11 protein-coding genes are annotated in these 13,670 nt (G+C 39.7%); 3 read left to right on the forward strand and 8 right to left on the reverse strand.

The features are described 5' to 3' along the window. Positions 1 to 687 (reverse strand): enoyl-CoA hydratase/isomerase family protein (locus ACT3QP_RS12435; protein ID WP_444525712.1); only part of this gene is annotated, 687 nt, incomplete at its 3' end. 324 nt (positions 688 to 1,011) lie between these two features. On the opposite strand from ACT3QP_RS12435, the gene ACT3QP_RS12440 reads away from it, so the two are divergent. Continuing rightward, complete coding sequence (locus tag ACT3QP_RS12440) at positions 1,012 to 1,839, forward strand: alpha/beta fold hydrolase (protein ID WP_444525713.1); 828 nt, start codon at positions 1,012 to 1,014, stop codon at positions 1,837 to 1,839. 90 nt (positions 1,840 to 1,929) lie between these two features. Here ACT3QP_RS12440 and ACT3QP_RS12445 read toward each other — a convergent pair whose 3' ends face one another. The 6 genes from ACT3QP_RS12445 to ACT3QP_RS12470 form a co-directional block, all read right to left on the reverse strand. Further along, positions 1,930 to 2,994 carry an HpcH/HpaI aldolase/citrate lyase family protein gene (locus ACT3QP_RS12445; RefSeq protein WP_444525714.1) on the reverse strand — a complete coding sequence of 355 codons (1,065 nt, stop codon included), beginning with the start codon at positions 2,992 to 2,994 and terminating at the stop codon, positions 1,930 to 1,932. Between the two features lie 255 nt (positions 2,995 to 3,249). After that, the gene (locus ACT3QP_RS12450; protein WP_444525715.1) at positions 3,250 to 4,419 is read right to left on the reverse strand and encodes a cysteine protease StiP domain-containing protein; all 1,170 of its coding nucleotides are present in this window, start codon (positions 4,417 to 4,419) and stop codon (positions 3,250 to 3,252) included. A 13-nt stretch (positions 4,420 to 4,432) separates the two neighbouring features. Then, positions 4,433 to 5,266 carry an HAD hydrolase family protein gene (locus tag ACT3QP_RS12455; RefSeq protein ID WP_444525716.1) on the reverse strand — a complete coding sequence of 278 codons (834 nt, stop codon included), beginning with the start codon at positions 5,264 to 5,266 and terminating at the stop codon, positions 4,433 to 4,435. Positions 5,267 to 5,975: 709 nt separating this feature from the next. Further along, positions 5,976 to 7,232, reverse strand: a complete 1,257-nt coding sequence (locus ACT3QP_RS12460; RefSeq protein WP_444525717.1) for a phosphoribosyltransferase domain-containing protein — start codon at positions 7,230 to 7,232, stop codon at positions 5,976 to 5,978. Between the two features lie 8 nt (positions 7,233 to 7,240). Then, the gene (locus ACT3QP_RS12465) at positions 7,241 to 8,479 is read right to left on the reverse strand and encodes an NYN domain-containing protein (RefSeq protein ID WP_444525718.1); all 1,239 of its coding nucleotides are present in this window, start codon (positions 8,477 to 8,479) and stop codon (positions 7,241 to 7,243) included. 67 nt (positions 8,480 to 8,546) lie between these two features. Then, positions 8,547 to 9,779 carry a trypsin-like peptidase domain-containing protein gene (locus tag ACT3QP_RS12470; RefSeq protein WP_444525719.1) on the reverse strand — a complete coding sequence of 411 codons (1,233 nt, stop codon included), beginning with the start codon at positions 9,777 to 9,779 and terminating at the stop codon, positions 8,547 to 8,549. A 692-nt stretch (positions 9,780 to 10,471) separates the two neighbouring features. Between ACT3QP_RS12470 and ACT3QP_RS12475 the strand changes: the two genes are divergently transcribed. Further along, positions 10,472 to 11,218: a hypothetical protein gene (locus ACT3QP_RS12475; protein ID WP_444525720.1), complete on the forward strand. Its 747-nt coding sequence runs from the start codon at positions 10,472 to 10,474 to the stop codon at positions 11,216 to 11,218. A 121-nt stretch (positions 11,219 to 11,339) separates the two neighbouring features. Beyond that, a complete protein-coding gene (locus ACT3QP_RS12480) occupies positions 11,340 to 12,080 on the forward strand; it encodes an MHYT domain-containing protein (RefSeq protein WP_444525721.1) in 741 nt (246 codons plus the stop codon). Between the two features lie 121 nt (positions 12,081 to 12,201). Here the strand turns inward: ACT3QP_RS12480 and ACT3QP_RS12485 are convergent, their stop codons facing one another. Further along, positions 12,202 to 13,353 (reverse strand): ATP-grasp domain-containing protein, encoded by a 1,152-nt coding sequence (locus ACT3QP_RS12485; RefSeq protein WP_444525722.1) that lies wholly within the window; start codon positions 13,351 to 13,353, stop codon positions 12,202 to 12,204. Positions 13,354 to 13,670: the final 317 nt, after the last annotated feature.

Consider the following 13,670-nt stretch of genomic DNA (forward strand, 5'->3'; position numbering starts at 1 on the left):
TTCATTTAGGCCAGTGAAAGCATGTACATTTAGCATGTGTTTCATAGATGCCAACGCTTTACCTGGTAGCTGGCTCAATCGCATGGCCAATGCTTGTACACTAGCGTCTAGCTCATCGACACTGACCACACTATTGACTAAGTCTAAACGAGCCATATCTTCAGCTTTGAGCCTGTCACCCAACATTACTAGTTCAGTGGTTTTGGCCGCACCAATGAGCTGATTGAGTAGATAGATACCACCTGCATCTGGAATCAATCCAATATTGACAAAGGCCTGTACGAATTTAGCATTATCAGCCGCAATACGGAAATCACAAGTGAGCGCCAAATTCATACCTGCGCCAGCCACCGCGCCTTCTAATTTAGCGATAATGGGTTTATGAATGTGGCGTAACTTTAAGCTGACTTCTCCAGCGCCCTCGACCATACCTTTTAGTTTGTTTGAAATAACGTCTTTATCCATGCCTTGGGACAGCATTTCTTTGATATCGCCGCCACTGGAAAAATTACCGCCTGCGCCTTGTAAAATAATGACGCGAACCTGATCATCGGCTTCGGCATTATCAAGTGCTTTTAGTACGTCGTTTTTTAATGGCGTACCAAAAGCATTTAGGCTTTTTGGATCATTGAAGGTAATGGTGGCAATGTGCTGGTCGACATGGTAATCGACAAAAACCTGCGTCATGGTATCTATCCTTGTATAAGTTATTATAGGTGTCTTATCGACGACATAGTACTATATAGTCAATTCTCTAGAAAAGAGTGACAGCGTCTTGCTTGAAGTATCACATATACCTCTGCACTTGGTTGTTTTGCATATTTTTTAAACTGCATTAACTATAGCAGCTTGGTATGATTATAAAAGTGGGTTTTGTGGGCGCTCAAGACACATTGAGGTTTAATAGGCTATGCTAAAATGCTAAAACCCATGTTAGGGGATTATTTATGAAGCTGCTTGAATATTTAGGGATATGTGAGCCTCTTCTATCTATAAAACAAGGAAGTGATTATGCCAACTATCAAAATTAATAATGTGGATATTTATTATGAAGACAGTGCGCCAAATGATGTAAAAAAGCCTGTGATGGTATTTGCACATGGTCTGCTGTGGAATGCGCAGATGTATGACAAACAAGTCGAGTATTTTCAAAGCGACTATCGCTGTATTGCTTTTGATTTTCGAGGACAAGGTCAATCGGAGGTCACCAAGTCTGGCTATGATATGGAAACGCTTACGGAAGATGCGCTAGGACTGCTTGCAGCGCTTGATATTGATAAATGTCACTTTGTTGGGTTATCTATGGGCGGTTTTGTCGCACAGAGAATCGCGCTTAAGCGTCCTGATTTATTACTATCACTTACTCTTTTAGAGACGTCTGCTGATCCTGAAGATCCTAAAAATGTGCCGCAGTATCGTAAGCTTGTCAAAGCCATTCGCTGGTTGGGTGTCAAACGCGTGAGCAACAAGATAATGCCGATTATGTTTGGTAGTAGCTTTTTGGCAGATAAATTAAGGAAATCTGAGCGCAAACAGTGGATCACGATGTTACAAGGAAATCGTAAGGGTGGTGTTATTAAGGCAACAATGGGTGTTATTGAGCGTACAGGAACTTATGAGCAGCTTGGTGATATCATAACGCCGACCTTGATCATCGTTGGTGATGAAGATGTGGCGACACCTTATCCAAAAGCTGAGCGTATACATTTTGCCATTGCAGGATCTAAACTTGCGATTATTCAAGGAGCTGGACATACAGCGACAGTAGAAGAACCTGAACAGGTCAATCGAGTGATGAGTGAGTTCTTAGCGCATTTAGGTGACTGTCAATTAAATTGATGGCATGCTCTAGAATATCGTATCAAATTTAAAAGCCGCTATCACATGATGATAGTGGCTTTTTTCAATTGAGGGTTACGTATGTGCTTGCTACATTCGAGAGCTGTATTCGTTATTGCCATCATCAAGAATCCCAAACACTTTTGCTCGATCCACTATTTCCGTTGCCCAAGCACGATGCGTGGCTGGCTCTAGCATGGTGTTGTTGTATTTAAATACCGCTTTGGCCTCGCTATGAAGTATCGCTTGTGCCTCATCCAACGTACTGAGCGGTACACAGTATGCTTGCTGCACCAAAGTGATTTGGCTTGGATGAATGACGGTCTTTCCGACTAAGCCCAAACTGACATCACGGGTCAGCTCTTGCATAAACAGCGTTGGCTGATCTAAATATTCAAACACGGGCGCGGTTAGATAAAAGCCATGCGGCACAAAGCAACCAAGTAGCTGATAGGCTAGGGTGCCGATTGGTGTGTCATAGACAATGCTGTGTTTAGGGCGCCTGAGACGTAGCGCCGCAAACAAATCATTGCCACCGATACGCAGGGCAAATATTGGCTGGCTAAAAGCTTCCTTAAAGCCGATGGCGAGTTCTTGATTGTGATGTGGATTGAATAATGCTGCAGTTTCAAGCGTGGGCATCAATAATTGATCGGTGCTGAGGTTCTGACAAGCCATGCGCCAGTTGGATAAGCTGTACATATCTACTTTGGGCATGACGAAACCATCAATTAGCTCGATATGAGGATAGTCCGCCAGCTGCTGTAACATCATCGGATTGCGTGGACGTATAAATACCAATGGTCGAGTCGGATGTTGCGTTTTGAGATCCGTTTTTCTTGATGGGTTATGGATAGTATCGACATGCATGGCCCATGTATCAAGCAGCGATTGTAAGCGCTCAAGTGCTAGATCGACGTCACTATGGCTGACAGCATCCTCCAAACAAATAATAATACTATTGATTGTTGGTAATTTATCACGCTTGATGACTTGCCATATATCTTGACGAGTGGCAGGCATATAGAGACTGGCACCAAGTTGATAAGGGTGATAGGTGTGTGGTTTAACCATCGCATGACGCTCAGTAAATAAATGCGCATAAGACTGGCTATGGTTATATAGATGTGACTCGTAATTTGGCGTATCTGACATAATTGGCATCATCAATAGTGATAAGTAAGTGGTTATAAAAAGCAGGATATATTATCAAGCGAACTGACTCAAAGATCGTCACTTAGCAGCAGTGTCTATTTATAAGCATCTATTTATTATTTATAAGTACTTATTGGTATAGTCGATTCAATTTAAAAGTAGTACAAGGCAATCGAGTGTAGACGTACATCTAATACTTCAAGCGAGATGCTGTAATAGTCTTATAGTGGAATGGCTATAAATGTTAAACATGTGCTAGCTGTTTTTGGTGCGTTGCTTGATCAGTGTGATAGCTTGATAAGGCAGTATTTTATCACCTAATACACTGATAGCGATATCTCGCTGTGCACATAAATGTCTGAGCAGTATCGTATCAGGATGTTTGGCAGTTGCCAGTAAGATACGTTCAGGATCACGGCGTAATATGGCTCTGGTTGCTTCTGCGATAGTTGGTTTTATACGATTGCGATTGGTAATAGCATAATCTGCTGCGATCGTATGAATTACGTCAGCGGTTTGGTAGCGGGGTTGTGGGTATAGTGGCAAACATTGTAAGGGTTTGGTCAGTGCACGACGTGCCGCATCGATTTGATCGACAAAGGCCAAGCTACGATCTGATTCTATCAAGTTATCATAAAACACACTGCGATGTAATCCTAATTGTGGATCGGTATATAGGCTGCGTGATATGAGCCCCGACACAGTGCTGTTTAGTAATCCTGATGGGATTAACCAGTCTTCTGCACTAGCAGCAAGCCAAGCAACACCAGCTGGGTCAGCTAGGGTTAACAATGGAATGATCTCAGCACCATGATGAAAGATATTGGTAAAGTTTGGGTGGCTATGGTCGCTAAATACTTTGAGGCTACTAGCAAGCTCTTGATAAATGGCGCCTTTGCCCGTCCAGCCATCGACAAACACGATAGGACTATCTGGGTAAGCCTCTAGTATCATTTGTAGTGCTACTGGATCAAGGCCACGATCACGAATGATGCTAATACCATAATGCACGCTTGGCAGCGAGTAGCTACTCTCAGCATCTACCAATGCGCGTTGTAACAACACGCCAATCGGTAAACCTGCCCGTACCAAGCTGACCAATACTAATGGCTGCTCAGCATTAATATTTTTCTGAAAAGTATGGTGTAACGTATAAGCCAAATTAGCGATATCTGTCGCAGTTCTGCTAGTACCTTGTTCTAGTGCTTGACTGTATAACTGCTCATGCATCGCAGTGGGTGCTTGCTCTAACGTTAACATATCTGAATAGTGACGTTGACCGCTTTGGATAAGCGCTTCTTTTTGATTTACCGGTACATCGGCCACGGCATCTTTATCAACGATATCGAGTAGCACCGTCACATCACTAGGAAGATAGCTGCCTGAGCCGTAATGATTTGATTTTTTTATATTAGGGTTAGTCATAGAGGTTGTTTTCTCATATCAGATTGTCATGTAGTTGACCGTGATTGGGCATGCCATACCAATCAAGCAACTGTAAAAATGGCAAATCAGCCAAACTGTCACCAAAGCCAAAACTGGGTCGCTGACTGTCTAAATGGTTGTCTAGTAAGAATTGTACTGCATGATGCTTATGAACTGCATGCGGCAGTATTGCCAGATTATTAGCATTTACATGCACATAAAAATATTGATCAAAATTACGTATTAACGTAGGCAGTTTTTTAGCTAACTCTATTAGTGCTTGGTGGTCTTTATGCGCGTGCTTAATAGCTAAATAAATGATCAACTCTTCATTGACAGAACCATTATGAAAACTGTCGATATGTGGTGTAAATACGAGTTGACTACCATCATTTTTGCTGTAATGGGTAAATACTTGGCTCAGCTGATTCAATTTATCCTGCAATGGTGCAAGCTGTTCATACATATGCTGTTGCCAAGTGCTCAATAAGTAACCTTCAGCGCTTAAAATCACGGCACCATGTGTCAGTACTTGCCAACTATCAAACGGTAGCTTAACACGCTTGATTTCATGGCGATCACGGGCAGTGACTACGATGAGCTCGGTACTAACAAGCAGCCAATTAAAAAAAACTGCTTGACGTTGGCTCATCATACTTAATGGTTCGCCTTGTTTGTTTACGGTAGCACAAACCAAACTCTCAGGTTCAGTGGTTGGTAAGTCCCATGCGTCAATTTTACGCTGGGTTTGAAAAAGGGTGTCGTCTAAATCCATAAGCGCATAAGGTTTAGTAATATCTAAACTTGATTGAAAAAATGGTGTTTTTTCTTTGTGGTTAGAATTCATGACAGTCTCTATGTTCGGGTGCTTTTATTTGTATTTAAGATGGGTTTAGCTTTACAGTTATTTAAGTGTTTTTAATAAATTAAATGTCTTTATAAAATAGCTGTTGATTCTTTAAATAAAATATAAAAATTCATAATAATACTGGCCATTGTTTGACAGTGATTAATATGAGATTTTTATCAAATATTCAAGTCATAATTTTATATTTTTCTCTAATTATTAGAGAGTTTGGATATTTTTTTATACTGTTTAGGGTATTGAGAATAGATTTTATTGGGTTTGTGTTCTTTTTAAGATAGAAAACGCTTTACAGTAGATCTGGTTAATAAATAAATATTTTTTAGACTAAAAAAGGTATTTTTGACAGCACACATAAGGGTTATAATACAGTTTGTATTTGTTTATATGAATATAATAATGATAATCTTTATTATTTGAAATTCGTGTTTATTGTCATGGCTACAACTATAATCTGATTAGGGTGTGTCCTCATTCTAAAGATGCTAATAAAAAAGAGTTAAATTGCCATCAAATCAGTAAAGCGGTGCTGATAATATTGAAATATTAACTAGGGCATGTTTGATATTCACAAATAGGCACTTCCATGGTTAAAGGATCAAACACACCCTAGGTGTTTAAAAATTTTAGACTATTTAGACGAAAAAGGACACACGACAGATTAACAGTGGTTTTGATATCGATCAATATTTCAGATAGCTTTTATATCAGAACCCACCACCAACACATTATCCAAACCTTGCCACATTTCATCGACACTATCAGCTGATGTCTCTACGCACAATACAATCAAATCCCATTCGCTAGGCTCAACGTTATAGACAAAGTTGGTCATTCCCAGTCCGTAATTGTCGCTAAAACTCAACATGTTAGTAATCGCACCGCCCAAAGCAATGGGTGAGCGTGTCAAAGCGCTGAAGTTCACGATAGCCGTTGTTTCAGAGCCTTGGACCTGACCTTCAAGCCATTCAGCCAATAAAAATGGCAGCCAAACAAATTCATTACTACCTAACACCAAAATTCGCTGTGGCAATTGCTCTTTATTAAACTGTGTCTGTCCGCTAAAACTGGTAAAGGCTGTTTTAAATCTAGCCAAATAACGATCAAACCCATCTGTGCTATCAAGCGTTGGAAATCGTCCCCAATTGCCAGTATTGCCTAATGATCGACTACCAGCATCAGTCGTATCAACTGATGGCATGGTAATGGGCTCAGGGTTGGGTGCATCCGTCCATTGCCACGCACCAGATAATAAGTGATGACGATGAAAATCAATATTGGGTAAGCGTTGAGCGATAGTATCATCTGTATCGGCTTGCCCTAATGACCAGTCCACTAGCGTGGTTAGGTGGACCTGTTTTAATTGGCTCAGCCCTGCATTACGTAGGGCGGTAACAACGTTCACGCAGGTGTTGCCTGTTGATGCTTCATCATCGACCATAATAAGGGTCTTACTAGCGAGTAATTGTTCTTGTGTCGCCTGATTTGCACTTTGATAAATTAAATGCTGGCTGGCATGACTGTGATCTTCACTAAAAGTGGTGAGTAACGTTTCACTATTATCATCATTGTGCTGCGCATGACGGGTAGAGTTCAATAATAAAGCATTAGGATAACGCGATTGTAGTGCTTGATGTACGCCTGCTGACAATCCAACGGCAGTCTCTGCCATACCAACAACTAAAATGGGTTCAGGTAAGTCGTTAGGTACTAAGTTTGCCAAATCTGTAAAAGCACTACGCATGGTATTAGGTGCTATTGGAATATGGCGGCCTAAGACTTTTGAGACAAATAAAAACGCACGTTTTGGGTTAATACGCTGGGCAAACCCAAGCAAGTCTTCTAATTGGTAAGTTGCATGGTTCCCTGACACCTGATTCATTTGATAAGTTAGATCAAGCGTGCCACGGGGTAGATTGATTCTGTTTTTGTTAGAGTTATTTACCATTGTAATTGTTAATCTCCATAACCGTCATAAAGTGTCACGCCATAAATTTCGCTTAGCATACATAAACCCTCATCTTGTGTATCGTTCCATGTTTTTTGTACATGAGACGAGCAGTTCAGACTCGGTGAATAATTCATGTGATCTGAAGGTTTCTGCTGAATATTTTTTAATTTCACTAACACTGTACTGTTTCTATGTTCAATATCGTATAGGTCTATCGCCTTAATCAAATCGGAAAAACTCTTATAACCATATCTATCCAGTTTAATGTTCTTATAATGCTTTTTGAGTTGGCTAGCAATATAAGAACTGTTAGACCAACCCTGAGTAGTATTTGGGTTTTCTCTTATTAGCTTATTTAGTACACCAATTAAATGTGTTTGTGCTTGCAATTGCTTAGTCGTGAAGCGTGTAGTTGCCTTATTAGGACTAACATTTGTTTTTCCTTTGCTTTTTTTGGTTTTTTTCTCACGTACATACAGGGTGGAATTGACAGTTTTAGTCTCAAACAAGCTAATTTTCTTAATAATATCAGCAAGTTTCGAATATCCATAATACTGAGAATCAAAAGTAGGGTGATGTTTTTTTATTTCATTGCCTATCAAAGCGAAATTTACCCAGCGATTATCTTCTGTTCTGGGATGGTCGACAATAGAGGCGCGTAGACTGTTGAGTAGTTTGGTATCGCATTTTAAGCGATTTTCATTCCATGCCGAGATTACCTTATGCTCTTTTTTATGGATAATTTTTTTATTGTCTTGAGTGATTTTACTATTAGAAATTTGAGGGTTAGAGCTTGTTTTTATTGATACTAGTAAATCTTCTACATAAAAGAAGGTATCACAAGCCTGTGAAAAAGCACTGACCGTATTGCGCTTACCAAAGCCAAATACTTTTACATGGTTTTTGCGAATACGTAGTGCCAATGAAGTAAAGTCGCTATCACTCGAAATCAGACAGAAACCATCGTAAAGACCACTGTGCAGCAGATCCATTGCTTCTATAACCATGCCGATGTCAGTCGCATTTTTGCCTTTTACATAGGCAAATTGCTGCATGGGATCGATAGCATGTTTGAGTAATGCTTCTTGCCAACTTTGAATATGAGCGTTTCCCCAATCACCATAGATTTTTTTACAAGTAATATGACCAATTTTCTCTATCTCTTTTAATATCTGACCGATATTTTTTGCTGATGCATTATCTGCATCTATGAGTACGGCGATACTTTTAAGTTGAACTGACATTTATATTCCTTAACACACTTTCTTTAATTGGTGCTTCTTGTTTTTTTTGATTATCTCGATGGTTCTTTTAGCCCTGACATCCAACTAACCATAATGCCCCACGGCTTTGTTTGCTTAATGTCGGTGTGTTTAGTGGAGTATCTTTCGCAACAGATGAGTTTGATGTCTCATCTAATTCAATACCTGCGCTTGCGAGTAATGCAGATAGTAACTGAAATTTCACTGCATAGTTCATGTTTTGTGCATGCTCGTGCACAAGGCTTGAGGTTACCATGCCAACGACTTCACCAGTCGGTAGCAATAACGGACTGCCACTAGAGCCGGGCTGAATGGGGGCGGTAAATTGCATATAGCGAATATCATCACCAAACCCTGTTAACCCTGAGATACAGCCTTGCGTTACTTGCAGTTGGCTGCTGAGCCCTGATAACGGAAATCCCAACGTAGTAATGGTTTCGCCCAAGTTATCAGAGCATCGCTGTGCGAGCGGCAAATAGCTAGGCAGGGGTTCGTTCACTCGAATAATCGCTGAGTCGCTGCCGATATCACTGAGTACAACTTGCGCTTCACGGTCAGGCTGTCCCTGCTGTCGTATGCCAATCATGGCCGCTGATTCAATTACATGATAGCAAGTTAAGAGATGGTATGCGTCAATGGCGAATGCCGTGCCAGTCCATGTTTCACCAGCTTGTACTTGACGCGGTGTGCGCGTTTCATGGTTCGGCTGAGTTCGCTGTTGCTGCTGAGCGGCTTGAATGAGTGCATGGGTATCTGGAGGACGGGTATCAAGGCTGATTTGCACTCTATGCTCTAAGCTTGCCAAGCCTTGAGAAGAGCTTTCACCTAGCGCCCGACATTTAAACTGACCATTGCGTCGATATATCTCTAATACAATCGCTGCTTTTGTATGGCGCTCATTGGCTGTGAAATCATAAGTAATGACACCATCATTGAGTCTCAAGCTAATAGTATTCAGCTCAACAGCAGGTAGGTTGAGGCTCGGTTCTTGATAAGCATAGGCAATCAATTGCAAAAAGCTAACGCCCTGTGTATCAAACAAACTGGATAAATCTAATTGCCAAATATTTGGATTATCAGCATTGTTTAGTTTAGCCCAGTCTTTAGGTTCGTGAAGGTAGGCAGGACTACAAGCTGCTTTACGGTGTTCATCTAAAGGTAGCCATATTAATCCAACATGCTCTCCAAATTTAAGATTGCTTTTTGTAGAAAAAGCCACCGAACAATAAGATTGCGTGATAACGGTATTTGCTCCTAATACTAACGCGGTCTGTGTCGTCATGGTCTGCCTCTAATCGAGTTAATTACAAATCATTATAGACAGTTTTTAGGTAGCTATTTGAATAACTATGCAGTCATTTTAAAAAAAGCGATATTTGCTTATTACAGTAGTTTTTATTGGGGAACTGGAATAGAATGATTTGTATGTCATTGTAATAATAAACTAAAAATCCCTATTTTTTATATGGATTTGAAAGTTTGCTTCTCATTTTCAATAAGAAAAATCTAAAACCTGTTTTTTAGCCACCTATCGGATAATATTGCCATTTATCCGGCAACACTGAATTCCGTCTTGTCATAATGTACCTATTAAGTAATAATAATGCTTATTTCCTTCTGAAAAGTAGTGGGTTTTTTAGATTGGAATTGAATAATTGCTAAAAATAGAGACTGTTAAATAGCATTATTTAAGTTTTTCTATTTTGGCGATATCAATAGCTAAGCGTAAAATTATATAAAAATTATATATAATAAATTTAAAATATATTGTATATATTAAAAAATAAATATTTAATTTGTTTTTATACAAAGTAAAGAAAAATATAAGCTGTGTATAATGTTTTTTTATAAGCTTCATGCGACCAGAAAGTCGATGAACCATAAGTCTAAAACTTAATTTGTATTAGTCATTGAGTCTAGCTAAAAGCTTGGTGCTAAAAAAGTTTGGCGATATTTTTAGAAAAGGAGTGATCTTTGAAATTTTCTTGTTCATTGGAAACATCTTCTGAGCGTATTCGTTTAGTTAATGTTATCTCACCGCTTATCAAAGCAGGTTATCAACTCTTATCCCAAAAGCAAGAGCTTTCAGAAAATGGTGGCAATATTATTCATGTTGTTGCCAAAAGCAGAGGGTCAAAGACACAAGAGGATTTAATCAATGATTTGTCTTCTATCGAAGGCTGTACCCTTTTTCAGTTAGAAATAGATGAAGATGACAGTGCAAGTGCAAGTGCAAGTGCAAGTGCAGTAGATGCCGTCTCATCAGCACCACCAATGAAACAAAGTTTGGATGAAAAAAATGCTTTAACAGCTATTGGTGCTCAATATCCCGACATAGTAGATGTTGTTAGACGATATGAGAATGTCGTACCAAATGAAATTCGTGATCAAGCATTGTATGAGTTAGGACGCAAGGTGGGTGGCGGTATTTATCAACGCGACTACTCTCTTGGTAGTCCATTAAAACTGTCAGCAACCATCAGTCGTGAACTTGTACCAGCTTTAAAAGAATTCTCTAAGGTGAAAGCTAAAAATGATGTAATTTCGTTAATTAAATGCCCATTTTGCAAGTTGTCAGATAGCAGCCATTCAGGCTGTCATTTTGTTGTTGGTTACATAGAAGGTTTCTTAGCAAGCAATCCTGCGATAAAAGATGCCCAAGTCAGAGAGACAAGTTGTGGGGCTGGTAGTACCAATATTTGTGAATTTACCATTTGGTAAAAAAATCATGCATAGACAGTTTAATGCCTATGAATAATAGTAATAAATGCATAAAGTATCTTGGTTCATCTAAACCAGTGTTGCTTAAGCTCAGTTTTATTAAATATAGAGGGCGAAGAAAATGATTGAAGTTGAATATAACCTACTTTTGGTGTTTATCTCATATGTTATTGCAGTATTTGGTTCTTATGTTGGTCTAAACCTTGCCATCCGCGTGCCATCTGCTAAGCCAGGAAACGATCTATACTTTTGGGTTGCATTGTCTTCAATCGCGCTCGGTGGTGCCATTTGGTCGATGCATTATATTGGTATGATGGCCGTTGATATGAAGATGCCGGTCACTTATGATCTAAGCTTGACTATCATTTCAATGTTACTTGCCGTTTTATTTGTTGCGGTTGGTATTGTTATCGTTGGTCGTGGAGAGTCCAATATAGCCAAATTGATTGGCGGCGGAGTCATTACTGGACTTGGTATTGCGGCAATGCATTACACAGGTATGGCCTCAATGCAAATGGATGCAACCATGTCATATAACATACCACTCTTAATGGTCTCAATTGCAATTGCAATTGTAGCAGCGATAACTGCGCTATGGTTAGCATTTAATCTACGAGGCACATTACAACGCTTTGGTAGTGCGTTTTTGATGGGACTAGCGGTTTGTGGTATGCACTATGTTGGTGTAGCAGCTATGGATATGCAGATGACAGGTGAGATGATGCCTATGAGTCATTCATATGATAATCCTACTTCTTCATCAATGATTATTTTTATCGGTTCAGTAGTTGTATTGGGATTACTATGGATTTTAGCCTCTAAGAACGCACCTAAAAAAGAGAATCTAGTATTTGGTGAATAACACTCAGCTATGACTGTTCTGTTTATTAAGTCGCTTATAATAAAAAAGGTTTTTAGAATTTGATTCTAAAAACCTTTTCTATGCTGTACGGTTTGTGAGTAGAGGCAGTCGTATATATACTCTAATCAATGCTGGCTTCTTCTATCTTGACACTCGTCACGATAGAGCGTACTTGGCAGGGTACTATCCGCTGTATGATGTCAGCCAGCTTTGGTTTATCGGTCAAACCTAACCAATAAGCGAAACTGATTTGTGTCAAATCCACACCGCTATGGGTAGTGTAATCAATACCGCCAGATGGGCGACTGTTAATCTCAAGTACACGGTGTTGACCGTCATCATCAGCTTTGGTTTGTACACTCACGATACCATCACAATTAAAGGCTTTAATCAGTGGAATAACCACATCCATGACTGATTGCTCGTAGCCAATATGCTGAATTTTTCCTGTTTTATAACGAGTGACAGCAGCCAATACCTCACCATATTCGCATACTACATCAATAGAGTACTCTTGTCCTGACAAGTAAGGCATTAATAGCATCGGAATGGGACGTTTATGCACCATTAGGCTGTTGCTATAAGCATTCATAAATTGTTCAGTGCTGATTTTTTTCTTTTCGGTAAAGTATAAATGCTCAAAGCTATCGTAATGTTTGTCTTCTTCTTTATTTGAATCCAGTCGCCAAAATCCTTGAGCAAAAATCCCTATGACAGGCTTGACACATAAAGGCTGATCACCGTGTTCCGCCAGTAATGCCCGCAGCTCATCAGCGTTATCAAAGCGCCAAGCCTCAGCGACTGGAATATTGTGCTGATGACACTGCTGCATAAAGGCAAACTTATCATTGATTGACTCTAATGATGAAACGCTGGTTGCGCCGGTTAATAAACGAATACCGGCTGCCTTAAATTTCTCACGATGGGCTTCATAGTCAATCCCATTACGCCCAGTCAGTAATACTTTTACGTTATTCGTCTTAGCATGTTCTAAGACGAACTGCCAGCGTGGCATCAGTGGTGTATCAGGTTTAGGCGCTGTTTGCTCATTATCATTGACAGCGATGGTGTAAGGCTCAAGATAAATGCTGTCAGCAAACTCAAAAATTTCAGGTCTATGATGGCGGTGCGAGGCGATGATGTTAAATGATGTTTCAGCTTGGGTTTTTAGCGCTTGCAGACTGACCAACATGTCACGTTGACTTGACTGGCCTTCAGCCAACCAAGTCGCAGTTGATGCTGTAGGGTGACTATCGTTAGCAGGGTTATTCATAACTCTCTCAGCATGATCATAAGTTTTAGATATAATTGGATGACACGGTATCATCATCTCAACAGGACCAGAAATATAAACAGGGGTGAAAAATAACTCAATTTCAGATTGAAAACATTGCTGACACTAATAGCTATTATATACACATACCAGGTGTAATAAATGTAGTTGATCAAATAGTACTCAGAATTTTTGGGATAGTTTTTGCACCATCGCTGAAAGAATGTGTTGGCTCATATGTATAATGACATTCATGCTACTATATGATGATAACTACGATATATATTAGCGTCATAAACATATCGACATACTATGGC

The sequence above is a fragment of the Psychrobacter sp. AOP7-B1-24 genome, assembly GCF_052376215.1.
Classification (GTDB): domain Bacteria; phylum Pseudomonadota; class Gammaproteobacteria; order Pseudomonadales; family Moraxellaceae; genus Psychrobacter.